The sequence below is a fragment of the Streptomyces sp. NBC_00104 genome, assembly GCF_045160825.1.
GTDB lineage: Bacteria > Actinomycetota > Actinomycetes > Streptomycetales > Streptomycetaceae > Streptomyces.
The window spans coordinates 8,347,817-8,372,005 of record NZ_CP108215.1 but is presented as its reverse complement, the minus strand read 5'-3'; the positions used below and the strand labels follow the sequence as shown (position 1 = coordinate 8,372,005).

18 protein-coding genes and 1 pseudogene are annotated in these 24,189 nt (G+C 72.9%); 10 read left to right on the top strand and 9 right to left on the bottom strand.

From position 1 onward, the window contains the following. Positions 1 to 239 precede the first annotated feature (239 nt). A complete protein-coding gene (locus OG272_RS36725; RefSeq protein ID WP_327727458.1) occupies positions 240 to 1,241 on the top strand; it encodes an NAD-dependent epimerase/dehydratase family protein in 1,002 nt (333 codons plus the stop codon). Between the two features lie 14 nt (positions 1,242 to 1,255). Here OG272_RS36725 and OG272_RS36720 read toward each other — a convergent pair. After that, positions 1,256 to 1,481, bottom strand: a pseudogene (locus OG272_RS36720) (two-component sensor histidine kinase); the annotation flags it as partial. A 129-nt stretch (positions 1,482 to 1,610) separates the two neighbouring features. Between OG272_RS36720 and OG272_RS36715 the strand changes: the two are divergent. Beyond that, a complete protein-coding gene (locus OG272_RS36715; protein ID WP_327727459.1) occupies positions 1,611 to 2,327 on the top strand; it encodes a glycosyltransferase family 2 protein in 717 nt (238 codons plus the stop codon). Beyond that, a complete protein-coding gene (locus OG272_RS36710; protein WP_405895533.1) occupies positions 2,324 to 2,941 on the top strand; it encodes a DUF2064 domain-containing protein in 618 nt (205 codons plus the stop codon). Before OG272_RS36715 ends, OG272_RS36710 begins: the two co-directional genes overlap by 4 nt. A 318-nt stretch (positions 2,942 to 3,259) precedes the next feature. On the opposite strand, the gene OG272_RS36705 is transcribed toward OG272_RS36710, so the two are convergent. Both OG272_RS36705 and OG272_RS36700 read right to left on the bottom strand, forming a co-directional pair. Next, positions 3,260 to 3,823 carry a hypothetical protein gene (locus OG272_RS36705; protein WP_405895532.1) on the bottom strand — a complete coding sequence of 188 codons (564 nt, stop codon included), beginning with the start codon at positions 3,821 to 3,823 and terminating at the stop codon, positions 3,260 to 3,262. After that, positions 3,823 to 5,112: a molybdopterin-dependent oxidoreductase gene (locus tag OG272_RS36700; RefSeq protein ID WP_326576015.1), complete on the bottom strand. Its 1,290-nt coding sequence runs from the start codon at positions 5,110 to 5,112 to the stop codon at positions 3,823 to 3,825. The genes OG272_RS36705 and OG272_RS36700 overlap by 1 nt, the downstream gene beginning before the upstream one ends. Before the next feature lie 115 nt (positions 5,113 to 5,227). Here OG272_RS36700 and OG272_RS36695 point away from each other — a divergent pair, with 115 nt between their 5' ends. Then, positions 5,228 to 6,550: a hypothetical protein gene (locus tag OG272_RS36695; RefSeq protein ID WP_405895531.1), complete on the top strand. Its 1,323-nt coding sequence runs from the start codon at positions 5,228 to 5,230 to the stop codon at positions 6,548 to 6,550. Positions 6,551 to 7,271: 721 nt separating this feature from the next. On the opposite strand, the gene OG272_RS36690 is transcribed toward OG272_RS36695, so the two are convergent. The 3 genes from OG272_RS36690 to OG272_RS36680 all read right to left on the bottom strand — a co-directional run bounded on the left by OG272_RS36690 (position 7,272) and on the right by OG272_RS36680 (position 11,787). Next, positions 7,272 to 9,896 carry a cation-translocating P-type ATPase gene (locus tag OG272_RS36690; protein ID WP_405895530.1) on the bottom strand — a complete coding sequence of 875 codons (2,625 nt, stop codon included), beginning with the start codon at positions 9,894 to 9,896 and terminating at the stop codon, positions 7,272 to 7,274. A 76-nt stretch (positions 9,897 to 9,972) separates the two neighbouring features. Continuing rightward, positions 9,973 to 10,842, bottom strand: coding sequence for a universal stress protein (locus OG272_RS36685; RefSeq protein WP_405895529.1), 870 nt, complete (start codon positions 10,840 to 10,842; stop codon positions 9,973 to 9,975). A 195-nt stretch (positions 10,843 to 11,037) separates the two neighbouring features. Next, a complete protein-coding gene (locus OG272_RS36680) occupies positions 11,038 to 11,787 on the bottom strand; it encodes an SDR family oxidoreductase (RefSeq protein WP_326585582.1) in 750 nt (249 codons plus the stop codon). 536 nt (positions 11,788 to 12,323) lie between these two features. Here OG272_RS36680 and OG272_RS36675 point away from each other — a divergent pair. From OG272_RS36675 to OG272_RS36665, 3 genes are read left to right on the top strand one after another with little or no spacing between them, the layout of a single operon-like run. Continuing rightward, positions 12,324 to 15,146, top strand: a complete 2,823-nt coding sequence (locus OG272_RS36675) for a cation-translocating P-type ATPase (protein WP_405895528.1) — start codon at positions 12,324 to 12,326, stop codon at positions 15,144 to 15,146. Next, positions 15,143 to 15,802 (top strand): TrkA family potassium uptake protein, encoded by a 660-nt coding sequence (locus OG272_RS36670; protein ID WP_326576026.1) that lies wholly within the window; start codon positions 15,143 to 15,145, stop codon positions 15,800 to 15,802. Before OG272_RS36675 ends, OG272_RS36670 begins: the two co-directional genes overlap by 4 nt. Next, positions 15,799 to 16,455 (top strand): TrkA family potassium uptake protein, encoded by a 657-nt coding sequence (locus OG272_RS36665; protein ID WP_327727468.1) that lies wholly within the window; start codon positions 15,799 to 15,801, stop codon positions 16,453 to 16,455. Before OG272_RS36670 ends, OG272_RS36665 begins: the two co-directional genes overlap by 4 nt. Before the next feature lie 128 nt (positions 16,456 to 16,583). On the opposite strand, the gene OG272_RS36660 is transcribed toward OG272_RS36665, so the two are convergent. Then, the gene (locus OG272_RS36660; RefSeq protein ID WP_405895527.1) at positions 16,584 to 17,654 is read right to left on the bottom strand and encodes a zinc-dependent alcohol dehydrogenase family protein; all 1,071 of its coding nucleotides are present in this window, start codon (positions 17,652 to 17,654) and stop codon (positions 16,584 to 16,586) included. A gap of 373 nt (positions 17,655 to 18,027) precedes the next feature. Between OG272_RS36660 and OG272_RS36655 the strand changes: the two genes are divergently transcribed. Further along, a complete protein-coding gene (locus tag OG272_RS36655) occupies positions 18,028 to 18,693 on the top strand; it encodes a DUF4389 domain-containing protein (RefSeq protein ID WP_326576031.1) in 666 nt (221 codons plus the stop codon). Positions 18,694 to 18,925: 232 nt separating this feature from the next. Here the strand turns inward: OG272_RS36655 and OG272_RS36650 are convergent, their stop codons facing one another. Together OG272_RS36650 and OG272_RS36645 are read right to left on the bottom strand one after the other, a co-directional pair. Next, positions 18,926 to 21,619 carry a GNAT family N-acetyltransferase gene (locus OG272_RS36650; protein WP_328224180.1) on the bottom strand — a complete coding sequence of 898 codons (2,694 nt, stop codon included), beginning with the start codon at positions 21,617 to 21,619 and terminating at the stop codon, positions 18,926 to 18,928. Positions 21,620 to 21,830: 211 nt separating this feature from the next. Continuing rightward, a complete protein-coding gene (locus OG272_RS36645) occupies positions 21,831 to 22,706 on the bottom strand; it encodes a universal stress protein (protein ID WP_405895526.1) in 876 nt (291 codons plus the stop codon). A gap of 291 nt (positions 22,707 to 22,997) precedes the next feature. Here OG272_RS36645 and OG272_RS36640 point away from each other — a divergent pair, with 291 nt between their 5' ends. After that, the gene (locus OG272_RS36640; protein WP_327732099.1) at positions 22,998 to 23,426 is read left to right on the top strand and encodes a cyclic nucleotide-binding domain-containing protein; all 429 of its coding nucleotides are present in this window, start codon (positions 22,998 to 23,000) and stop codon (positions 23,424 to 23,426) included. Between the two features lie 22 nt (positions 23,427 to 23,448). Next, positions 23,449 to 24,126 carry a CBS domain-containing protein gene (locus OG272_RS36635; protein WP_327727472.1) on the top strand — a complete coding sequence of 226 codons (678 nt, stop codon included), beginning with the start codon at positions 23,449 to 23,451 and terminating at the stop codon, positions 24,124 to 24,126. Positions 24,127 to 24,189: the final 63 nt, after the last annotated feature.

Sequence of the window (24,189 nt, the reverse complement as noted above, 5' to 3'; positions counted from 1 at the left end):
TTCTGTCGTGCGGGATTCCGCTGCCGTGAGGGGCCCGTACGGCGCGGTGGCAGAGGACGAGGGCCCGCACCGGGCCGGGTGTGGGAGTGCTCGCCCTGCGGGCGAATACTGCAACCCTCGAATACCGACACTCCGCCAGTGGCACAGCGGCTCGGCTTCCGGGCCGGCGTCTTACGGAAGCGTGACGTGCCGGGCGTGGCCCGGGGAGGCGGCCGGTGCGCGGTCCTAGCGTGAGCCGTATGCGCGTACTGGTCACCGGCGGTGCCGGGTTCATCGGGTCCCATGTCGTCGACGTGTTGGCGGAGCACGGGCATGAGCCTGTCGTGTTCGACGTGGCCTCGGACGCGGGCGCGGACGTGCGGGACCGCGAAGCCGTCGTCCGTGCGCTGGACGGCGTGGACGCCGTGTGTCATCAGGCGGCGATGGTCGGCCTCGGCACGGGTTTCGCCGACGCGCCGGAGTACGTCTCCCGCAATGACCTGGGTACGGCCGTGCTGCTCGCCGCGATGGCGGAGGCGGGTGTGCGGCGGCTGGTGCTGGCGGGCTCGATGGTGGTGTACGGGGAGGGGCGGTACGAGTGCGGGAGGCACGGGGTGGTGCGGCCGGGGCCGAGGGACGTGGCCGATCTCGCGGCCGGGCACTTCGAGCCGCTGTGCCCGACGTGCGGCGCGGAGCTGTCGCCGGGGCTGGTGGGCGAGGACGCTCCGGTCGACCCGCGCAACGTGTACGCGACGACGAAGCTCGCCCAGGAGCATCTGGCGGCGGCGTGGACGCGGGCGACGGGCGGGACGGCGGTGTCGCTGCGCTACCACAACGTGTACGGGCCCCGGATGCCGCAGGACACCCCCTACGCCGGGGTGGCCTCCTTCTTCCGGTCGGCGCTCGCCCGCGGGGAGGCTCCCCGGGTGTTCGAGGACGGGCGGCAGCGGCGGGACTTCGTCCACGTACGGGATGTGGCGGTGGCCAATGTGGCGGCGCTGGAGGCGGGTTCGGCGGAGGGTGTGCTGACCGCGTACAACACCGGCAGCGGTGAGCCGCACACGGTCGGGGAGATGGCACGGGCGCTGGCCGCCGCGTACGGCGGGCCCGATCCGGTCGTCACCGGCGAGTACCGGCTGGGAGACGTCCGGCACATCACCGCCGACTCGGCCCGGCTGCGGGCCGAGCTGGGGTGGAAGCCGGAGGTCGGCTTCGCGGAGGGGATGCGGGAGTTCGCGCGGGCCGGGATGCGGGGCTCGTAGGACCTCGGGGACGCCGCCGCACCCCGGCGGACGGCGTTGACCAGGAGGTCGCCGAGGACTCGGCTCGTCTCCTTGCCGGTCCGCCTCGACCGGCACCGGCTCGATGCGGTCGCCGGCCGGCCCGTCCCCGTGTTCACGGGCGAGCGGGTCGGCGCCCGCCATGGCGTCGTCGACCAGGTCGTACAGCGAGATCCGGGAACGGGTGAGGGCGAGGGCGACGGCGCCCGCGTGGTGCGCACTCGCTCGCTGTCGCATGCCGTCGGCCTCGCACCGCACCCGGCGGTCCGGACGTCCGGACCGCGTGAGGGACCCCGACGTCCTCGTTTCGTAAGGACGCGAAGTCCGGTATGCGAAGTTCGTCCTCGTAGGGTGAAAGCCGTGACGACCTCTCCCACACATCCGAACGTCGACGTCGTGCTCCCCTGCCTGGACGAGGCCGAAGCCCTGCCCTGGGTGCTGGCCCGGATCCCACCCGGCTGGCGTGCCCTCGTCGTGGACAACGGCTCGACCGACGGTTCGGCGGACCTGGCCCGCGCGTTGGGCGCGAGCGTGGTCCATGAGCCGCGCCGGGGCTTCGGCGCGGCCTGCCACGCGGGCCTGACCGCCGCCACGGCCGACATCGTCTGCTTCTGCGACTGCGACGCCTCCCTCGACCCGTCGCTCCTCGCCCCCTTCGCGCAGGAGGTACGAGAAGGCCGGGCCGACCTGGTGCTCGGCAGACGCCGCCCGCAGAGCCTGGGCGCCTGGCCTGCGCACGCCCGTGCGGGCAACCTGGCGGTCGCCCGGATGCTGCGGCGCCGCACCGGGCTCCGCCTGCACGACCTGGGCCCGCTGCGTGCCGCGCGTCGTGAGTCGCTCCTCGCCCTCGGCCTCACCGACCGGCGCAGCGGCTATCCGCTGCAGATGGTGGTGCGCGCCGCCGACGCGGGCTGGCGCGTCACCGAGCACGACGTGCCGTATCTGCCGCGCACCGGCGCCTCCAAGGTGACCGGCACGTGGCGGGGCACCTGGCAGGCGGTACGGGACATGAGCCGCGTCCTGCACGAACCGGCCACACCCACGACGACGGGCGGAGTACGCCGATGACCGCTCTCCTCGTCATCGCCAAAGAGCCCAGGCCGGGGCGGGTGAAGACCCGGCTCACACCGCCCTTCGGCCCCGCGGAGGCGGCGGCGCTCGCCGAGGCCGCGCTCGTGGACACCCTGCGCGCGGTGGCCGCGACGCCCGCGCGCCGCCGCGTCCTGGTGCTCGCCGGGGAGCCCGGCCCCTGGCTGCCGCCCGGCTTCGACGTCGTACCGCAGTGCGCGGGCGGACTGGACGAACGGCTCGCCGCGGCCTTCGCCGGCTGCGACGGCCCGGCCCTGCTCATCGGCATGGACACCCCCCAGGTCACCCCGGACCTGCTGACCGTGGACTTCGCCGGATGCGACGCGTACTTCGGTCCGGCCGAGGACGGCGGCTTCTGGGCCCTGGGGCTGGCCGAGCCGGACCCGGCACTGCTGCGCAGGGTCCCCATGTCGACGCCCCTCACCGGCGCGGTGCAGCGCGCCCGGCTGGTCGCCGCCGGTCTACGGGTCCGCGACCTGCCGCTCCTCAGGGACGTCGACACGGCCGCCGACGCCGAAGCCGTCGCCGCGATCGCGCCGCACACCCGGTTCGCGGCGAAACTGGCCCGGCTGCGGGCAGTCGGCGCCCGGTGAGCGAGGCGCCCCCTGCCCGGCGAGAGCCGCTGGGACACCTTCCTGCTCCTCGACGGCGACGGCGACGGCGACACGGCAGCGGCATCGGCATCGGCGGTGCCCCGTCCGCTCTCCTGCGCCGGCTGGCCTCACTGCTGTGCCCCGGCGGCCTGTTGACCGCCGAGACGGTCCCGGTGGTGGGCACGAGCGTGCCGAGGTCCGCCTCGTGAGCGGTGCCGAGGCCGACAGCGGAGCCGAGGGCGCGTCCTCCGGGGCCCGGCTCGGCGCCCCGGCGCTGTTGCGGCACGCCGGTCCGCTCGGACGGCGCGCCGCCGATCATCAGGCGACGGGCGGGCGCTCCTTCGTCGCCCGGCGCAGCCGCACCACCAGGAGCAGCGCCGAGCCGCCGAACAGCAGGGCCGTGATCAGCAGCCAGCGGGCGAGGAAGCCACTCGCCGACAGCGCGGTGGCGGACTCGTAACGGTCCGCCACCCGCCCGCTGATCAGCGGGAACCACACCACCAGCAGCAGCCCGGACAAGGCGGCGGGCACGCGCACATACGCGGCCCTCCCCCGCTGCCGTGCGGGCGCGGGCGGTGCCCCCACCCGGTGACCGGCCGGTGCCCCCACCCGGTGACCGGCCGGTGCCCCCACCCGGTGACCGGCCGATGCAACCGTCCCGTGACCGGCCGATGCCACCGTCCGGACGAGCGCACGGTCCGCCGCCGCGTACAGCGGCAACAGCACGAGATCGTGCACCACCGCCGCGCCCACGAACCACAGCGCGACCTCGAACCAGTCGTCCGCGAGCAGCCGCACCCCCGCGTAACCGGCGAGCGCGAACGAGCATGCCAGGAGCAGCAGTTGGAACGGGCTGCCCATCGGCAGCCGGAACTTCCCCATCAGAGGCCTCCGAACGTCATCCGGGCCACCCACTTGGTGTTGAGCACACCGGGCGCGGCGGGCACGATGATCCGCGCCGGGTAGCCGTGGTCGGGGGACAGTCGCTCGCCGTTGACGTCCAGGGCGAGCAGGGAGCGCGCATCGCGGACCTGGTTCGCGCGCAGGGCCGCCCGGCGGAAGGCGCCGCGTCGCTGGAGGGACTCCACCAGGACATCGGGAGCCGCCTCGGGCTCATGTCCGACGAGGGCGGCGAGGTCCCGCAGACGTACACCCCGCCACCACTGGTCGGAGGTGGACCAGCCCTCCACGCAGGCGATGGGCAGCGCCGCACTGTGCAGGGGCAGCTCCAGCAGCTCGGCGCGGCTCAGCCGGACGGTCCCCGAGGGCCCGGTGACGACCAGTCGCCACACCTCCTCGCTCGTCTCCGCCGCGCTGATCCCCCGCGACGTGGCCGTCTTGTTGATCTGGAAGCCGTTCGGCCCGCTGCCCGGCTCGGCACCGCCGTGCGGGGCGAGGAGGGCCGTCCGCCGCAGCGGGCCGTCGAAGTTCTGCCCCACGGTCGTCCCGAACAGCAGCAGCGAGCCGCCCCCGACCAGCCACACGGCACCCCGCCGCGACACGGTGGGCTCGGCCGGGTCCGGGGACACCAGCGAGGGCTCCTCCGAGGACACCGGCGGCGAAGCCCCTTCCCCCTCGCTCCCCCGCAGCTGCCGCAGGTTGCGTACGGCTGTCGGCGCCCTCAGCACCACGTGGACCACGAACGCGGCGAAGAACACCCACGCCCCGTAGAAGTGCAGCGGGTAGAAGGAGCCGGGGAAGACGTAGTCGAGCTGGATGTTGAGCACGCCGGTCACGAACTCGAACAGCACGCCGCCGACCAGCAGGAGCAGCGAGATCCGCTCCAGGGCATGGGCCAGCGACCGCGCGGGGGGCAGCTGGAACAGCCTCGGCACCACCGACCACAGCTTGGCCAGCAGGACGGGGACCAGCGCGATCCCGAGCGTGACATGAACGCCCTGCGTGAACCGGTACAGCCAGTGCGGGCCCGTCGGCCACGGGAACAGGTAGAAGCCGAGGACCCCCTTGTCCGGGGTCTTGTCGTTCACCGGCGACAGGCCCGGGTTGTAGGCGGCGTACGACAGCAGCCCCGTCACGAACAGCGCCGTGATCCCGGCGAGCAGCACCACACCGAGGACGGAGGTGAACCAGGGGCCGCGCAGCGGGCTGCGCCAGAAGGCGGGGGAAGCGGGTGAGCCGGGTGAGCCGGGTGAGGAAGGAGACCGTGCCATGCCCCGACGCTAGGCCCGAAGCACCCGGTGGGAGGGTGCGCGACTCATGACGAAAGGCTGACGTCCGCGCCTGTCGGGGGCCCACCGGACCCCCTCCGGCCTAACGTCTCCGAGCGTGAACCGCGATCTCCGCCGCGACCTGTACGCCGTCGTCGCCGCCGCGCTGCTCGTCGTGACGGCCGCGTTGGTCGGCATCGCCATCAAGCGCGCCGAGGACGTCCTGCACGTCGGCCGGCCACCCCTGTACGCCAACTGGCTGCCCCACACCGGCCCCGGAACTCCCGCCGCGCTCGCCCTCGCCGTCGCCGTCGTGGCGTACGGCCCCACGCTGGCCGCCCGGCTGCCCTGGCGGCCCCTAGTGTGGGCCGCGTGGGCCACCGCAACGGCCTGGACCTTCTCCCTCGCCCTCGTCGACGGCTGGCACCGGGGGATCGCCCGCCGGCTGACGACCAGGTACGAGTACCTCCAGGTCATCGACCGCTTTGACGACATCCCGCACACCCTGCGGGACTTCACCCGCCACATCCTGCTCGGCTCCCCCGACCACTGGCCCCCGCACGTCGCCGGCCACCCGCCGGGCGCCACCCTCACCTTCGTCCTCCTCGACCGGATCGGGCTGGGCGGCGGAGCCTGGGCGGGCGCCTTCGTCATCACCGTCGGAGCGACCACCGCGACCGCGGTCCTCGTAGCCGTACGAACGCTCACCAGCGAGGCCCTCGCGCGCCGCGCCGCCCCGTTCCTCGTCCTGGCGCCGGCGGCGGTGTGGGCGGGCACGTCGGCGGACGGGTACTTCGCGGCGGTCGCCGCCTGGGCCGTGGCGTTCCTCGCCCTCGCGGTGACGGACCACCGACCACGGACGACCGGCTTCGCCGCCGGGCTCCTCTTCGGCCTCACCGGCTACCTCTCGTACGGTCTCACCCTCTTCGCCGTGATGGCCGCCGTCGTCCTGCTGCTCGGCTCCCGGCGGCTGCCGATCCTCCCCTACGTGGTCGCCGGACTCGCCGTCGTCCCGCTGGCGTTCACCACGGCGGGCTTCAACTGGTGGGAGGCGTACCACCTGCTGGTCGAGCGTTACCACCAGGGCGCCGGCGGCTTCCGCCCGTACGGCTACTGGGTGTGGGCCAACCTCGCCTGCACGGTCCTCGTCGTGGGCCCCGCCACGGTGGCCGGCCTTCGCCGCACGGGCACCCGCCTCGCCCGGTGGCACACGTCCCCCGCCACCGAGCGCCGCATGGGACTGCTGCTGTGCGCGGCGCTGCTCATGCTGCTCACCGCCGACCTGTCCGGGATGAGCAAGGCGGAGACGGAACGGATCTGGCTGCCGTTCGCGATGTGGCTGCTCGCGGCAGGCGCCTTCCTCGACCGCCCCCGCGTCTGGCTGACGGCCCAGGCGGCCCTGGGCCTGCTCCTCAACCATCTGCTGCTGACGGGCTGGTGAGCGGTTCGCGCCCACCCGTTCGGTGCGGGTCGGGCAGGACGCGTCCTTCGATCGGTCCGGCGGCACGATCGGTCCGGCGTTGCGATCGGTCCGGCGTTGCGATCGGTCGGCGCGGAGGGCCTCGGCGTATGCCTCGCCTTCGGCGCAGCCGGCGGAAGTTGGCCGGCCTTCCCGGACGGGCGCGGGACCCAAGCCCCGGGCCCAGCAGCGCCGAGAACCAGGAAGACCATGGACGGCGCCAGGGCCGGCCCGTCTCGCGGGCCCACACGCGTGCCTCCCGGGACGGGACCGCGGAGAGCGGGCATGAAGACGACGTCCCGCCGGTCCGGTCCGGTGCGCCGGTCCGGTCCGGTACGGCGGTCCGGTACGGCGGTCCGGTACGGCGGTCCGGTCCGGTACGGTGCGCCGCAGGCTCGCCCCGCTTGAGCGCGGCACGCGATCAGAGCCCGGCTTTCGTGAGGGCGCGCAGTACCCGGCGCCCCGTAACCGGCTCGCCGGGCCCACGCCACGGGCAGCCGGAACACCGACGCGTTCGCCGTGCGCCGCAGGACGCGCACGTCCTGCGGCGGGACAGACGCGGGACAGGGCGCGGGACAGACGCAGGACCGGCGCGGGACAGACGCGGGTCAGGCGCGTAGCCCGCCGTCGAGTCCGGCCCGCTGACCCGCCGACCGCGTGGGTCCGGTCGGCGGCTCGCCTTCTCACCGCCCGTCGGAGCACCTCACCGCACGTCGCCCTCACATCGACGGCCACCGTCCTTCCGCGCCCGCCCTCCCCTTCGCGCGGCGAGGAAGCCGAGCCCGCCGGCAGCGGCCGCCAAGGCGATCTCCGTCCAGCCCAGCGCGACCGTGCTCAGTACCGACCGAAGGAAGGGCACATACAGGGCGGCGGCCGCGAGCCCGGCCGAGGCGGCCACCGCGGCCGGCAGTAACAGGTTCGCCCGGGTCAGCAGGCGGTCCCGCAGCCCGAGCACGACGCCGAGCTGCGCCACGAGCAGGGACAGGAACAGCACGCTCTGCCAGGGCAGGTCCAGGGAGCGCGCCACCAGCCCTGCCGTGAGGGACCCCGCTGTCACCACCACTCCGAGGAACAGCATCCGCTGCCACAGTCCGTCACCCAGCACATGTTCGTGAGGCGGCCGCGGCGGTCTGCGCATGGCTCCGGGTGACACGGGCTCGGCGCCCATCGCGACCCCGGTCAGACCGTGGGTCAGCAGGTTGATCCACAGGATCTGTCCGGCGCGCAGGGGAAGGGGCAGGCCGAGCAGGGGGCCGAGCAGCATCACCAGGATCTCCGCGGTGCCGCCGGCCAGCCCGTACAGGAGGAAGCGGCGGATGTTGTCGTAGACGCGGCGCCCCTCTTCGACCGCGGCCACCACGGTCGACAACTCGTCGTCCGTCAGCACCAGATCGGCGGCCTGACGGGCCACTTCGGTCCCCCGGCGCCCCATCGCGACTCCGATGTCCGCGTGCCGCAGCGCGGGGCCGTCGTTGACGCCGTCGCCGGTCATCGCCGTGACGTGGCCGTGGGCCCGCCACGCCTCGACGATGTCGAGTTTCTGCTTCGGGTCCGTACGCGCGAAGATCCGTACTTCCGTGGGATCCGGCACCTCACCGGCTGCCAGTGCCGGGCCGGTCACCACCCTGCCGCGCGCCGTACCGGAATCGAGCAGTCCCACCCGGTCGGCGATCGCCTCCGCGGTCGCGGGATGGTCACCCGTGATCAGGACGGCGGTGATGCCGGCGGCTCTGCAGTCGGCGAGCGTCCTGGCGGCGGCCTCCTTGGGCGGGTCGCTGAGCGCTGCCAGACCGAGCAGCCGCAGGCCCGTCTCGGCGTCCCGTGCCCGGCCGGGCATGTCGTCGCGCAGGCCCGACGCCACGGCGAGGACGCGGAAACCCTGAGCGGCCAGCTGTGCGGCGTTGTGCCGGGCGGTCGCGAGCAACGGCTCCGGCTCGTCGAGTACGGCACGGTCGAGCACCGCCTCCGGGGCACCCTTCAAGGACACCAGCACGCGGCCGTCCGGGGCACGGTGCAGCGTGGTCATCCGTTTGCGGAGGCTGTCGAAAGGCTCCTCGTCCGTCCTCGGGTACCGCCGGTGCAGTGCGTGGCGGTCCTCGCAGCCCGCCTTCGTCGCGGCCGTGAGGAGCGCCGCCTCCATCGGGTCGCCGAGCGCCGCCCAACGGCTCTGAGCACCGTCGGACGGTTCCGGGGACGGCGGCCTCAGTTCGGCGTCGTTGCACAGGGCGGCGGCGGTGAGCAGCTCCCGTACGGCCCCGAGCTCACGGCCCTCGGCGGCGCGCCCCCCGATGCGCACCTCGCCGAGTGGTTCGTAACCCGAGCCGGTGAGATCCGCCCCGCCCTGAGGTGTCCACACCTGCTCGACCACCATGCGGCCTTCGGTGAGCGTGCCGGTCTTGTCGGTGGCCAGGACGCTCACGGATCCCAGCGTCTCCACGGCCGGCAGGCGGCGTACCAGCGCGTGCCGGGCGGCCATGCGGCGTGCGCCGAGGGCCAGGGCCAGGGTCACGACGGCGGGCAGCGACTCGGGCACGGCGGCCACGGCGAGGCTGATCGCGGTCACGGCCATCGTTCCCGCAGCGGTGCCCCGTACCAGGCCCAGGGCGAAGACCAGCAGGCACAGGGCGAGCGTGACCAGCGCGAGGACCCGTCCCAGCGCGGCCAGCCGGTGTTGCAGCGGGGTGGTCTGGGGGCGCGTGTCCAGCAGTGCGGCGATCCTTCCGAGCGCGCTGTCCTTTCCCGTGGCCGTCACCAGCGCCACGCCTCTGCCGCGGACCACGATCGTGCCGGCGCGCAGTGCCGCGGCTTCGGACGGCCCGGTGCCGTCCGGCTGCCCGGGCGGCACGGCCTTGTCGACGGGTACGGACTCGCCGGTCAGCATGGACTCGTCGATCAGAAGCGACGACGCGTACGTGAGCCGGGCGTCGGCGGGCACGATGTCGCCCTCGCCGAGCAGCAGGACATCGCCCGGCACCACCGCCGCGGACGGCACCTCCGCCTCGGCTCCGTCCCGCCGTACGCGTGCGCTCGGTGCCGACATCGCCGACAGCGCGGCGACCGCCTGATCGGCTCTGATCTCCTGCACCACACCCACGGTCGTGTTCACCACGATGACGAGTGCGATCACGGCGGAGTCGGCGTGGTCGCCGATGGCCAGGGTCAGGGCGACGGCGGCGAGCAGCACCATGATCAGTGGGTCGCGGAGCTGCGCCGCCACGCGTGCGTACAGGGGGACGACTCGTTCGGCGGCCACCGCGTTGGGACCGTGTCGAGTCAGACGACGCACCGCCTCCTCATGGCTGAGGCCGGTGTCGACGTCGCCCGGCACCGGCGCGGTGCCTGGCCGGCGGGACGACTCGAGCTGTCCCGTCCGGTTCCGGTTCTCCGGCCGGTCCACCCTCGGCTCAGCCGTGCCGGGACTCGGGCACGGTGATCACCGGGCACTCCGCCCGGTGCAGCAGGCCGTGGACCACCGATCCCAGTCTCATGCCGGAGTAGCCTCCGCGCCCCTGCCTGCCGACGACGACCAGCAGGGCGTCGGCCGAAGCGAGAGCCAGTTCCTCCACCGGGTGGCCGCGCACCACGTCACAGGTGATCCGCACATCCGGGTACTTCTCCGCCCACCCCGCCACGGTCTCGGACAGGATCCGGCGCCGTTCGTCGAGCCCCGCCGTTTCGTCTCCGAAGGACACGACGGGCCGCCGCCACACCCACACGGCGCGCAGGGCAGCGCCGTGCAGCGCCGCCTCTTCCACGGCGAACTCCACGGCGGCCTTGGACGATTCGCTTCCGTCGACGCCCACGACGAGATGGGGATGCCGCTCCCCCGCGTGCTCCGGCTCCCTGACCACGACCACCGGGCAGTCCGCCCGGGCACTGACCGGTACGGCCACCGAGCCCGCGCTGAGGAGTTCCTCCGGTCGGCTGAGCCGACGGGAACCGACGACGACCAACCGGGCCGACCGCGCCTTCTGGCAGAGCACCACGGACGGCGTACCGTCGAGCAGTTCCGTCTCCACGGGCACGTCCGCGTCCAGCGCCCGCACCGTGGCGACCGCCTCGGCGAGGGCGTCTTCGCCCTGGGCTTTGAGCATCGTCCGACGCCAGGATGTGTCGATGTGCTGCTCGCCGGGCGGCGGCGGCACCGCCAGCACGAGCCGGAGGGGCGACCGCCTGCGGACAGCCTCGTCGACCGCCCAGGCGAGCGCCGGAACGGCCTGCCCGCGCGGGTCGATCCCGACGATCACCTCATTGCGTACAGCGGTGTCCTTCATGACTTCTCCTGCCGCAGCGGTGCCTGGACGGCGCGCACGGTTCACGCTGGCATCCCGGCCGGACGGGAGCCAGGGCCGACAAGCCTCCGTCCAGGGGCCGAAGGTCCTGCATGCGGCGGCCTGTCCCGTTCCATTGTTTCCCCGGGCGGGCTCGCCCGCCCGGGGAAAACGGATCGACGGAGCCCGGCGTGCACGTCAGTGGGCCGACGGCAGGACAGCCGGAGTTCCGCTGGTCGCGCCACCGTCGAGAACGAACTCGGTGCCCGTCGAGTAGGTGGCCTCGGCGACGATGAACACGACCATGCGGGCGACCTCCTCCGGCTCCCCGAAGCGCGGGATGGGCTGTCCGGAGGCGAACGACTCTTCGATGTCGGCCGTCATCGCGGTGTGTACGACACCGGGGTGGACGGAGCAGACCCGGATCCGGTCGGCACCGAGTTCCAGCGCCGCGGTCTTCGTCAGACCGCGCAGTCCCCATTTGCTGGCCACGTACGAGCCGACGCCGGCGTAGCCGGTCAGCCCCGCGCTGGAGGACATGTTCACGATCACGCCGCCGCCGGCCCGGCGCAGCGACGGCACAGCGGTGCGGATGCCCAGCCAGGCGCCCTGCAGGTTGACGTCGACGACCCGGCGGAACGACTCCAGGGTCTGTTCCTCGATGGTGGCCCACTCGACGATCCCGGCGTTGTTGACCAGCACCGAGACCGGTCCCAGCTCACGTTCCGTTTCCGACACCACCGCCTTCCAGCCTTCCTCGCTGGTGACGTCGAGGTGCGTGTACCGGGTCCGGCCGCCGAGTTCCGTGGCCAGCGCCGCGCCCTCGGCGTCCAGGACGTCGGCGACCACCACGGCGGCGCCCTCGGCCGCGAGCAGCCGCGCGGTCGCGGCTCCGATTCCCCGTGCACCGCCGGTGACGATCGCCACCCGCTCCGTGAGCCGTTCCATCATGACCTCCTGCGATCAGGCTTCGACGACAAGTCCCAGAGCAGGCATCGGTCGCCGGGCGGCCCGCCTCAAGCGCCCGGGCGGGGTCGATGCGTCGATGGTCCGCGGACGCGGCTCGGCCTCGGCCTCGGGCTCGGGCTCGGGCTCGGGCTCGGCCTCGGGCTCGGCCTCGGGACGACGAACACGCTGACGTGGCGGCGGGTGGCGCCAGGCATCAGGCTGGTGGCAGGGCTCGACCGCGGTGCGGGAACAACCCCGGGGATCGGCCATCGCGAGTTCGGACGGGCAGCCGACGCCCGTGGCGGGGTCGGCGGTGACGCGACGAACGGCCCGCGTTCCGGGCCCGGACGGCCCTGGTGGTGTGCGGCAGGCAGGTCCAAGGATGGTGGTCGTCGTCCCGCAAGGGGCCACGCCGAAACGCTTCCCAGTGCCCAGGAGCTCGCGATGCAAGCCTCGGCCAAGACGTTCGCCCCAGCCGCACGGGGGCCACTGGCCGGGCCTCCGGACCGGTGGGTGGCGTCCTGCGGGCGGAGACGATGAGCGTCGGCGCGAAGGCCACGGCGCCCGGCGGCCGGGGTGACCGGCCGGCCGACGCCGGGCCCGGTCCGGAAGCGGCGTCGACCGTTCAGGGGCTGCCCTCCGACGACGTCTTCACCTCCTTGGACACCTCGGCACGGGGACTGTCGGCGACGGAGGCGCGGACGAGGCTGGACCGGTATGGGGCCAACGAGCTGCCGCGCTCGGGTCGCACGCGTGTGTGGCGGCAGCTGGGGTCCCAGTTCACGGACCTGTTCGCGATGGTGCTGATCGTCGCCTCGGGGATCACCTTCGTCGCGTACACGCTGGAGGAGCCCCGTGACGTGGGTACCCTGCAGCTCGCCTTCGCCATTCTCGGCGTGGTGGTGCTGAACGCCGGCATCGGTTTCGCCCAGGAGTACTCGGCGGAGCGCACGGCCGAGTCCCTGCAGGCGATGGTGCCGCACACGTGCCGGGCGCTGCGCGACGGTGTGCGGCTGGAGCTGCCGGTCCGCGAGCTGGTGCCCGGGGACGTGGTGGTGATGGGGGCCGGGGACGCGGTGTCGGCCGACTGCCGCGTCGTGGAGGCGCATGAACTGTCCGTGAACAACGCTCCGTTGACCGGGGAGAGCAACGCCGTCGGCCGCACGGCCGAACCGGTGTCGGCCGGACCGCTGCTGGAGGCCCGCAACTGCCTGTTCATGGGCACGGACGTCGTCGCCGGGTCGGGCAGGGCCGTGGTCTTCGCCACCGGCGCGGAAACGGAGTTCGGGAAGATCTACCGCCTGGCCGCGGCGGCGCCGCGACAGAAGACCCCGCTGCAGCTTCAGGTGGCCTCGATGGCCCGGCGCGTGGCTGGGGCGGCACTGGCGATCGGCGCCCTGATGTTCGCTGTTCGACTCCCCACCGGGGAGCCGCTGGTCCCGCTGTTCGTGTTCGCCCTCGGAGTCATGGTCGCGCTCGTTCCGGAGGGGCTGCCCGCGACGCTCTCGGTGTCGCTGGCGATCGGCGTGCGGCGCATGGCGCGGCGGCACGCGCTGGTCAAGCAGCTGCTCGCGGTGGAGGCGCTGGGCTCGACGACCGTGATCTGCACCGACAAGACCGGCACGCTCACCCAGGCGGAGATGACGGTCGCCGAGGTGTGGGCCGACGGTCTCCTGCACCCCGTGACGGGGGTGGGGTACGCACCCGTCGGCGAGGTGCACGAGCCGGCCGCGGTGCGTGAGCTGCTGCGCGTGGCGGGGCTGTGCTGCAATGCCCGGCTCGTCCCGCCGACGGACCTCAGGCGCTGGCGGGTGCTCGGCGACACCACCGAGGGAGCGCTGCTCGTCGCCGCCGCCAAGGCCGGTGTCGACCTGGACGCGGCGGAAGTGGCGACCCCGCGCGTCACCGAGTTCCCCTTCGACTCGGAGCGCAAGCTGATGACGACGGTGCACCGCGGCGGTGCGGGCCACCACGCGTATGCCAAGGGAGCGCCCTCGGAGCTGTTGGCCCGCTGCACGGCGATCGCGTGGGAGGGCGAGCGCCGGCCGCTGACCGAGGAGACGCGCGCGGCCGTCGTCGCCGCGAGCGACGAGCTCGCGTCCCAGGGGCTGCGGGTGCTGGCCGTGGCGTGGCGAGAGGTGTCCGGGCCCCGTCCCACGCAGGCGGAGGCGGAGTCCGGACTGACGTTGCTCGGCCTGGTCGGCATGCTCGACCCGCCGCGGCCCGAGGTCACCGACGCGGTCAGGGCCTGCCGTCGGGCCGGTATCCGCATCGTCATGGTCACCGGCGACCATCCGCTGACCGCCGAGGCGGTCGCCCGCCGGGTGGGCATCGTGCTCGGGCCCACTCCCCTCGTGGTGACCGGCGCCCGGCTCGACACCCTGGACGGCGACGCGCTGGACGCTCTGTCGGCCGAGTCGTCGGAGCTGCTGCTGTGCCGGGTCAGCCCGGAACACAAGATGCGTGTGGTCACCGCCTTCCAGCGGCGCGGCGAGGTGGTGGCGGTCACCGGGGACGGCGCCAACGACGCCCCGGCGCTCAAACACGCGGACATCGGCGTCGCGATGGGGGCCTCGGGCACCGACGTCGCCCGGGAGGCCGCGTCGATGGTGCTGCTGGACGACTCCTTCGCCTCCATCGCCACGGCGGTGCGACTGGGCCGCTCGGTCTACCAGAACATCCGCAAGTTCCTCGTCTACGTGTTCTCCAGCAATATCGGTGAGCTCGGCCCGATCCTGGCCGCCACGTTCGCCGGGTTCCCGCTGGTGCCCATCAGCGCGGTACAGATCCTGGCCATCGACCTGGGATCCGACGTGCTGCCCGCCCTGGCGCTGGGCGCGGAGCCGCCGGAAGCCGACGTGATGGACCGCCCGCCGCGCTCCCGCCGCGAGCCGCTGTTCTCGGCCGCGGTGGTGGGCCGGATTCTGTTCCTGGGCGGCATCCAGGCTCTCGGCGTGTCCGCCGTGTTCTTCTGGCACATCAACTCCGCGGGTATCCCCTTCGGCGACTTCACCGAGGACGATCCCGTCTACCGGGAGGCGGTCACCATGGTCCAGGCCGGGATCGTACTCAGCCAGTTCTTCATCTCTCTCGCGATGCGCACGGACCGACAGAGCGTCCTGAAGGCCGGGCTGCTGTCCAACCCCGCGCTGCTGGCCGCCGGATTCCTCGGCATCGCCTTCATGGCCGCGATCAGCTACCTCCCCGTGCTGCAGGCGGTCTTCAACACCGCGCCGCTGGCCGCCGGGGACTGGGCGCTCCTGGCCGGACTCGGAGTGCTGCCGCTGCTGGCGGACGAGGCCCGCAAGGGATGGCTTCGTCACCACCGGGCCGAGGCCCGGAAAGGGGTGAACCGATGAGAGTGATCATCGTGGGTTGCGGACGAGTGGGTTCCGCACTCGCCGTCCAGCTCGCCGCCGAGGGGCACGACGTGCACGTCGTCGACCGGCGCCCCAAGGCGGCCCGGCGGCTGCCCGACACCTCCCGCATCCACTTCCACGAAGGAAACGGCTACAGCCGGGCCGTACTGGAGGCGGCCGGTATCGAGCACGCCGACGCCTTCGTGGCCGTCACCTCCGGGGACAACAGCAACATCGTCAGCGCGCGGACGGCGAAGGAGACCTACCGGGTGCCGAACGTCCTCGCCCGCATCCACGACCCCCGACGCGCCGACATCTACCGTGAGCTCGGCATCCCCACCATCGGCAGCGTCCGCTGGACGGTCCACCGGATCCACCGGATGCTGCTGCACCGCCACCTCTCCCCCGAGATCAGCTTCGGCAACGGCGAGACCCTGCTCTACCGCTCCGAGCTGCCGGCCTATCTGACCGGGCGGCGACTGGCCGAGTTCGATGTCGACGGCGAGATCCGCGTCGTCGAGGTCACCCGTGGCGGCCACTCCCTCGTCCCCGCCCACAGCACCACCGGGCGCCCGGGTGATCTGGTCACCTTCGCCGTCGCCGCCACCGCGCTGGGCAGGCTGCGCGGCTTCCTGGACAAGGAACTGGGGACATGAACGTGCTCATCGCAGGGGCCGGACGGCTCGGCACCCAGGTCGCCCAGGTGCTCGCCGCCGCCCACAACGAGGTGACGCTGATCGACGCCGATGACGACCGCGTCGCCGAGCTGGAGGGCCGCCTCCCCCTCCGCCTGGTCGCCGGCGACGCCTGCGAACCCGCCCTCCTGGAACACGCGGGAGCCCTCACCGCCGACCTCGTCATCGCCACCACCGGCGACGACGAGGACAACCTCGTCATCAGTCTGCTCGCCAAACGGCAGTTCGCCGTGGACCGCGTCGCCGCCCGCGTCAACGACGCCGAGAACGCCTGGTTGTTCGACGAGCGCTGGGGCGTCGACGTCGCCGTCCCCGCCGCCACCCCGCTGATCTCCCTCATCGAGGAGGCCACCGGCGCCACCGACACGGTCGCCCTCCTGCGGCTGAGCAAGGCGGGCGTCGATGTCATCGAAACCGCGATCACCCCGCAGTCCCGCACCGCGGGCCACGCCCTCGCCGACGTACCGCTGCCCGACGGCACCGTCATCGCCACCATCGTCCGCGACGGGCAACCGACCGTCCCCACACCGACGTTCACACTCCGAGCCGGCGACGAACTCCTGCTGGTCTCCCACACCGCCACCGAGCAGGAGATCCACGCCGCGTTCCAATGAAGGCCGAGGGGCCCGGGACGGAGCACCGGTTTTCAGGAAAGGCCCGCGCGAGGCGGAAGACGGGCGGGAAGAGCACACGCCCGCGGCCGCAGCCGCCGGCCGCCCTCCTGTCAGGACGCTCGGACCTGTCAGGACGCTCGGACCGTCAGCACATCGTGCTGCGGCTCGCCGAGAACGACCTTGAGCGCACCGGTGTCGCCGGCCCGCGAGAAGACGTCGTACGCCTCCTCCATCCGGTCCAGCGGGAACGTGTGGGTGACCATGGACGCCGCGGACAGCCGGCCGGCGGCCATCATGCGCAGCAGCGTGGGAGTGGAACGGGTGTCGACCAGGCCCGTCGTGATCGTCACGTTCCTGATCCACAGATCTTCGAGGTGCAGTGTCGCGGGCTTGCCGTGTACGCCGATATTGGCCACATGCCCGCCGGGCCGCACCATGCGCGTGCACGTCTCGAAACTCTCCGCCACCCCGACCGCTTCGATGACCACGTCGGCGCCGAGCCCTTCGGTGAGGTCGGCGACCAACTGCTCGGCCTCCTCACCCGCGGCGGCCACGGCATCGGCGCCCAGACGCTTGGCGGCGTCCAGCCGGGACGGGGCGAGATCCACGGCGATGATCTTCTCGGGCGTGTACAGCTGCGCGGTGGCGATCGCGGCGAGGCCGATGGGCCCCGCTCCGACCACCACGACGGTGTCTCCGGGCCGCACGTGCCCGTTCAGCACACCGACCTCGTAGGCGGTGGGGAAGATGTCGGCCAGCAGGACGGCGTCCTTGCTGTCCACCGAACCGGGGAGCGGGTACACGGACAGATCCGCGTACGGCACACGGACGTACTCGGCCTGGGTGCCGTTGATCAGGTGGCCGAGGATCCAGCCTCCGCCGCCCCGGCACTGCCCGTACGCGCTCTCCCGGCAGAAGCGGCAGCGGCCGCACGCCGTGATGCACGAGACCAGGACACGGTCGCCGGGCCGGACACCGCGCACGTCGCCGCCCACCTCGACGATCTCGCCGACGGCTTCGTGCCCGAGCACCGTGCCGGGGCGTACCTCCGGCACATCGCCCTTGAGGATGTGCAGGTCGGTCCCACAGATGGTCACGGCGTCGACGCGGACGATCGCGTCGGTGGCCTCCTGCAGCCCCGGGTCCGCGACCTCCTCCCAGGCGGACTTGCCGGAACCGTGGAATACGAGTGCTTTCATGACGATCCCTTCCTGGGCCTTGCGGGTGCCGGTGGGGGGACCAGCAGCGACCGGGCTCCTGCGCGCGGCCACCCGCTGTCCCTGGGGACGTCGGTGCCGAGGACGGTGGGACGCCCCTGGGTGGCCGCCCTCGAACGGAGTGACCTCATTCCTCCAGCCTGCCCGTGACGGCCGCCGTCCGCATGGGCAGCCCGGTCCCCGTTGCCGGACCGGGCGGGGCGCTCCGGGCCGAGCGTGCCCCGAACCGGCGGCTGTACGGGCCGACAGGTCCCCGGACGGGCCCACCCTGCCCTCGCGGGGTGACGCGGAAGCGGCCAGGCTGGTCATGAGCCCACCCGGCGACTCAGACGCCGGGGCGAAGGAGCTGATCATCATGACGACCCCGGTGGGATTTCCGGACAGCCCGGTCCAGGTGAACGCGCGTATCGACACGCCACTGTCCCGATGGCTGTGGCTCGTGAAGTGGATCCTCGCCATTCCCCACTACGTGGTGCTGTGTTTCCTCTGGATCGCCTTCACCGTGGTGACCGTGATCGCGTTCTTCGCCATCCTGTTCACCGAGCGCTACCCCCGCGCCCTGTTCGACTTCAACCTGGGAGTGATGCGCTGGAGTTGGCGGGTCGCCTACTACTCGTACGACACCCTGGGCACCGACCGGTACCCGCCGTTCAGCCTGGGCGAGGAACCGGATTACCCGGCACGGCTGGACATCGCCTACCCGGAGCGGCTCTCCCGCGGCCTGGTGCTGGTGAAGTGGTGGCTCCTGGCCATCCCGCACTACCTCGTCATCGCCTTCTTCACCGGTGGCTCCCACCTCGGCTGGTCGTCCGGCGGCCTGATCGGGGTGCTGACGCTCATCGCGGCCGTGATCCTGGCCTTCACCGAGAAGTATCCGAAGGACCTGTTCGACCTGATCGTCGGCCTCAACCGCTGGGTCCTGCGGGTCGCCGCGTACGCCACTCTGATGACGGACAAGTACCCGCCGTTCCGCCTGGACCTGGGCGGCTCGGAGACGACCACTCCGGAAGAGCGGGCCTGATCGCCCCGCTGTGGCCGCGTTCCCAGACGATCTTCCGGGCGATGAACCCTTGGCCCCCTCCTCCAGGCAACCGCCGAACGTGACGGACCGGGCGGGCATCGCCTCGACCGTCAGTCCCTCCCTGCGCGCCACACCGTGCCGGGCCGGGCCGTCCGGCCGCACGCTCGTGCGCTCCACAGGGCCGTCGAGCGTGACCGCACGTGTTGTGCTTCACCTGCCTTCGCCTTCCTCCTCAGCGCAGTCGGCGCAGGTAGGGGTCCTGTGGCATGCGCGGCAGCAGGCGCACGCGTGCGTCCAGCACGGTGACCTCGCCGGGTGTCGCGAGGACGGGGTTGAAGTCGGCTTCGGCGAGCTGCGGCAGGTCGCTCGCCATGCGGGACAGGCGCAGGAGCAGTTGTTCGAGCCCTTCGAGGTCGACCGGTCCGCCGCCGTGCGTGCCGAACAGCAGCGGGGCGCAGCGCGGGGCCGTGATCAGGTCGTGCACGTCGTGGTCGGTGAGCGGGGCGAGCCGGGCAGCGTGGTCGGCCAAGACCTCGGTCGCGGTGCCGCCGAGCCCGAAGAGGACGAGCGGGCCGAAGACCTGGTCCTGCATCACGCCCGCGAACAGTTCGGTGCCGCGCGCGGCGAGCGGCTGGACCACCACTCCGGTCATGAGTCCGGCGAACCGGGTCTCGAAGTCGCGGAAGGCGGCACGCACCTGGGCATCTCCCTGGAGATCGAGATGAACGGCGCGCTGTTCACTCTTGTGGAGCAGGCCCGGCCAGTGTGCCTTCAGGACCACCCGGCCGTCGGCACCGCGCAGCCGCTCGGCCGCCAGGACTGCGTCGTCCTCGGTCTCGGCCCAGGCCCAGGGCAGTTGCGGGATGCCGTAGCAGGCGAGCAGTTCGGCGCAGGTGCGCGGGTCGAGCCAGCCGCCGTCCGCGTGCGCGGTCAGGTACGCCTCGGCGACCGCGTGCGCGCGGGCCGAATCGACCTGGACCAGTGTCGGGATCGTCCCCGCCGGGCGGCTCAGCCACGCCGAACGGCGGGCCGCGTGCGCCAAAGCCCTTGCCGCTGCCCCGGGTTCGGCGTACGAGGGGATGGTGCCGCCGTCCGCGGCGGGCAACAGCCTGACGGGCAGATCCTGTTCGAGACGTACGGCGGCCACCGGACGTGCCCGGTGACCGGGAGCGTCGGTGAGGGCCCGGATCAGGTCGTCACCGGTCGCCTCGGCCACCGCGGTGGGAACAAGGGCCAGCAGTACGGCATCGATGCCCGGGTACCGCATGATCCGGTCCACGCAGTCCTTGAGCTGCTCCTCCGTGACGGCGGCGGTGGCGTCGACGGGGTTGCCGGCCGCCGCGCCGTCCGGGAGGACGGCGAGCAGGTCGTCGATCAGTGCCGGGGTCGGCGGGGGCAGGGACAGTCCGGCCTCGGCACACGCGTCGGCGGCGAGGACACCGGCTCCGCCCGCGTTGGTGACGATCGCCACGCGCGGTCCCGCGGGCAGCGGCTGGGAGTGCATCAGGGCGGCGGTCTCCAGGAGCTCACCGATCGACCGGGTGGCGGTGATACCGGCCTGCGTGAACAGGGCCCCGCGGGTCATGGTGCGGGTGGCGGCGGCCGCGGTGTGGGAGGCGGCGGCGCGCCGGCCCGCCTCGGTGCGGCCCGCGTCCACGGTGAGCACGGGCAGGCGGCGGGTGACGCGCCGGGCGGTGCGGGAGAAGGCGCGCGGGTTGCCGAACGACTCCAGGTGCAGCAGGGCGAGGTCGGTGGTGCCGTCGCTCTCCCACCACTGGAGCATGTCGTTGCCGCTGACGTCGTACTTGTCGCCGAGGGAGGCGAAGGACGAGACGCCGATGCCCAGCCGGGACAGGCCGTCGAGCAGCGCGATGCCGACCCCGCCGGACTGTACGGCGACACCGGCCGTGCCCGGGCGCGGATGGCCGGCGGCGAAGGTCGCGTCGAGCTTCAGCTCCGGGTCGGTGTTGGAGATGCCGAGGCAGTTGGGGCCCACCAGCCGCATGCCGTGCGAACGGCAGGCGGCCAGCAGGGCCCGGGCCTGGTCCGCGTCCAGCCCGGCGGTGACGACGAGCAGGGCGCGTACGCCCGCCTTCCCGCACTCCTCGGCGACCGCCGGGACCACGGCGGCGGGCACGGCGAGCACCGCGAGGTCGGGGATCCTGGGCAGGGCACCGACCGACGGGTGGGAAGGGACGCCGAGGATCGAGCTCGCGGCGGGGTTCACTGCGTACAGGTGCCGGGTGTAACCACCCGCGTGCAGATGGTGCAGGAGAGCCCGTCCCACCGACCCGGGCCTGCGCCCGGCACCGACCACCGCGATGGCGTCCGGCCGCAGCAGCGGCACCAGGCTGGCCACATCCGCGGCCCGACCACGTGTCTCCACCGTGGACAGGTACGTCTCATCCTCCGCGAGCTCGATGGTGCAGCGCACCTCAGGGCCCTCGAAGTGACGGGCCGTACGCAGTCCCAGATCGGCGAAGAGCCGGAGCACTTGGCGGTTCTCGCTGAGCGCGTCAGCGGTGAACGTGCTGACGCCGTCCGCGCGGGCAGCCGAGACCAGATGTTCCACGAGGAGGGTGCCGACGCCCCGGTGGTGCAGTCCCTCGGCCACGGCGACGGAGATCTCGGCCGATGCCTTGTCCTCGCCGGTCTCGTACTCGGCCAGGCCGATCACCTGGCCGTGCGTCTCGGCCAGGAGCGCCCGGTATCCGGGGCGCGGCGGCGCACAGGCCCGGTCGGCCGCCATCGCGGCGGAGCGCCGGCTCGCGGCGAAGAACCGCATCCGGAGATGCTCCGGGGACATCTCCTCGTACAACCCCTGGAGCTGTGCACGGTCCCTCGGCGTCACGGCCCGGATGCACACGGTGGTGCCGTCCGCGAGCAGGGCGTGAACCATGGGTCGGCTGCGGTCGTCGTCCGTCATCGCGGGCCTCCTCGAAACTCCTCGGCACTTCGAGCATCCAGCGGCCCATGGCCCGGTCCCAGGGGCCGGTCGGGGTGCGCCGTGTGGGCCCAACGGCCCCCCGCCCTCGATTCCCGTGGATCAGTCCTCCCGCGGAAGCAGCGTGCGCGTCTCTCCCGGTGCGACGGTGACGGCCCGGTCGGGCAGGAGGAGCGCGGCCCTCGGCCGGAGTTCAGGCGCGCTGCGGGACGACCGCCACCGGGCAGTCCGCGTGATGCAGCAGCGTGTGGGCGACCCTGCCGAGTTGCAGACCGGGATGGCCGTGCCGCCTGAGCGCACCGACGACCATCAGGTCGGCGTCGGCCGACGCCTCCAGAAGGACCTTGTGGGCGGGGCCCTCCACCGATTGGCGGTGCACGTCGACCCGGGGCTGTTGCCGTACGGCGTCGCGGAGGGCGTCGGTGAGGAAGGTGGAGGCCCGTTCCTCGTTCGCACGGGCGGCGTCGTCCGCGACCAGAGGGTGGTCCACGTGCTCATGAGCGGGACGGCGCCAGGCCCGTACGGCATGCAACGCGCAACCGCGCGCCTCGGCCTCGCGGACGGCGAACCGTACGGCGGCCGAGCCCTCGGCGGGGCCGCCCACGCCGACCACGACGCGGCCGAAGGAGCCCTGCCCGTTCTGTTCCCCGCCGCGGACCACGATGACCGGGCAGACCGCTCTGGCGGCCACCGCGAGACTCACCGACCCCAGCAGCAGCCCGGCGATCTCGCCGCGGCCGCGGGAGCCCGTGACCAGGGCGGAGGATTCCTGGCCCGCGTGCAGCAGCGCGGACACGGCGTCGTCGGGCAGCACCTCGCCCGACACCTTCAGCTCCGGGCTGCGGAGCTGGGCGCGTTCCGCGCAGGACGCGGCGATGTGCTCCGCCATGATCTCTTCGGACGGGCGGTCGGTGGTGAAGGAAGGGCGGCTTCCTTCGTAGCGCTCCCACAAGGAGGCGTAGACAACCCGTAGCGGTAGCCCGTGGCGCGTCGCCTCGTCCGCCGCCCAGTCCACAGCCCGCAGGCTGGACTCCGAACCGTCGACACCCACGACCAAGGGGAGCGTCATGATCCCCACCGCCTCTCTGCCCGGCCGGCCACTGCGAGAGCCTCCTGTGAACACCGTCGCACCGCGCCGGGCCCACCGCGACACGCGGATCGACGTCCGGCGGGCCTCGGCCCGGGTTGCGCCCCGTCGGTTTGCGGCGATCGTGGAGTCATACGGCCACCACCGCGCCGCCATGACCGGGCGCATGGGCCGCGTGCTGAGACGTCGGTGACCGGACAGGAGCCCGATCCGCTTCGAGATCACGAAGAAGGGACGGCCGCTGTGGTGGTGAGAACCGGCGTTTTCGGCGCCATGACCGAGGAACATCGCGAGCTGCTCATGTCGGTCGCTCGGGAGGTGTCGTTCGGGATGGGCGATCGCATCTTCGACGAAGGCGGCCAGGCCGACCGCTTCTGGATCATTCACACGGGCACGGTCGCCCTGGACCTGCATGTGCCCGGCCGACGCGCGGCGATCATCGAGACCCTCGGCGCCGGGAAACTGCTGGGCTGGTCCTGGCTGGTTCCTCCCCATCACTGGCACCTGGGAGCCGAGGCCGCCAGCCCGGTGCGCGCCTACGAGTTCGACGCGGCGACCGTTCGTGCGATGTGCGCGAAGGACCCTGTGCTGGATCACGAGCTGTGCACCTACGTCGTCGGCGTGCTCGCACGCCGGCTCAGGTCCTCCCGGGAACGGCTGCTCGACCTGTACGCGCCCCACGGCGCGGGCGAAATGCCCTGACGAGGCGAGAGGAGGGGCCGCAGTGCCTGAGACCCCGCACATCGTGAGCGATGTGATGACCCAGACGGTCGTGGCCGTCGGACGCGACGCGCCCTTCAAGGAGATCGTGCGGACCATGGAGCAGTGGCGGGTCAGCGCCATGCCGGTCCTGGAAGGTGAAGGGCGCGTCATCGGCGTCGTCTCGGAGGCCGACCTGCTGCCCAAGGAGGAGTTCCGCGAGGGCGATCCGAGCCTCTACGAACAACGCGGGCGCCTGTCCGACATCGCCAAGGCCGGGGCCTTGTCGGCGGCGGAGCTCATGAGCACTCCCGCGGTCACCGTCCACCCCGACGCCACTCTGGCCCAGGCGGCCAGGATCATGGCCGTCCGGCACGTCAAGCGGCTGCCGGTGGTCGACGACCTGGGCATGCTCCAGGGCATGGTCAGCCGTGCCGATCTGCTGAAGGTCTTCCTGCGGCCGGACGAGGACATCGAGGAGGAGGTGCGACGCACCGTGGTGTCCTACCTCTTCCCGGCCTTCAGCCACGCCATCCACGTGAACGTCCACGAGGGCGTCGTCACCCTCCGTGGACACATCCGCGACACCTCGCTCATCTCGGTCGCCGTGCGCCTCGTGCGCGCCATCGAGGGAGTCGTGGACGTCGATCCCCGGCTCACCGGCGAGTCCCCCGCTCCGGGCGGCCCGCAGGACACGGGGTGAGGGTGCGGCGATGCGGGCCCGGACGGCGCTCCTCCCTCACTGCTCGGCCGGCTCCTCCCTCCC

Coding starts and splice junctions, on each gene's coding strand:
- OG272_RS36725 (WP_327727458.1), top strand. CDS start 240: ATGCGCGTACTGGTCACCGGCGGTGCCGGGTTCATCGGGTCCCATGTC.
- OG272_RS36710 (WP_405895533.1), top strand. CDS start 2,324: ATGACCGCTCTCCTCGTCATCGCCAAAGAGCCCAGGCCGGGGCGGGTG.
- OG272_RS36705 (WP_405895532.1), bottom strand. CDS start 3,823: ATGGGGAAGTTCCGGCTGCCGATGGGCAGCCCGTTCCAACTGCTGCTC.
- OG272_RS36700 (WP_326576015.1), bottom strand. CDS start 5,112: ATGGCACGGTCTCCTTCCTCACCCGGCTCACCCGGCTCACCCGCTTCC.
- OG272_RS36685 (WP_405895529.1), bottom strand. CDS start 10,842: ATGAAGGACACCGCTGTACGCAATGAGGTGATCGTCGGGATCGACCCG.
- OG272_RS36680 (WP_326585582.1), bottom strand. CDS start 11,787: ATGGAACGGCTCACGGAGCGGGTGGCGATCGTCACCGGCGGTGCACGG.
- OG272_RS36675 (WP_405895528.1), top strand. CDS start 12,324: ATGAGCGTCGGCGCGAAGGCCACGGCGCCCGGCGGCCGGGGTGACCGG.
- OG272_RS36670 (WP_326576026.1), top strand. CDS start 15,143: ATGAGAGTGATCATCGTGGGTTGCGGACGAGTGGGTTCCGCACTCGCC.
- OG272_RS36665 (WP_327727468.1), top strand. CDS start 15,799: ATGAACGTGCTCATCGCAGGGGCCGGACGGCTCGGCACCCAGGTCGCC.
- OG272_RS36660 (WP_405895527.1), bottom strand. CDS start 17,654: ATGAAAGCACTCGTATTCCACGGTTCCGGCAAGTCCGCCTGGGAGGAG.
- OG272_RS36655 (WP_326576031.1), top strand. CDS start 18,028: ATGACGACCCCGGTGGGATTTCCGGACAGCCCGGTCCAGGTGAACGCG.
- OG272_RS36650 (WP_328224180.1), bottom strand. CDS start 21,619: ATGACGGACGACGACCGCAGCCGACCCATGGTTCACGCCCTGCTCGCG.
- OG272_RS36645 (WP_405895526.1), bottom strand. CDS start 22,706: ATGACGCTCCCCTTGGTCGTGGGTGTCGACGGTTCGGAGTCCAGCCTG.
- OG272_RS36640 (WP_327732099.1), top strand. CDS start 22,998: ATGACCGAGGAACATCGCGAGCTGCTCATGTCGGTCGCTCGGGAGGTG.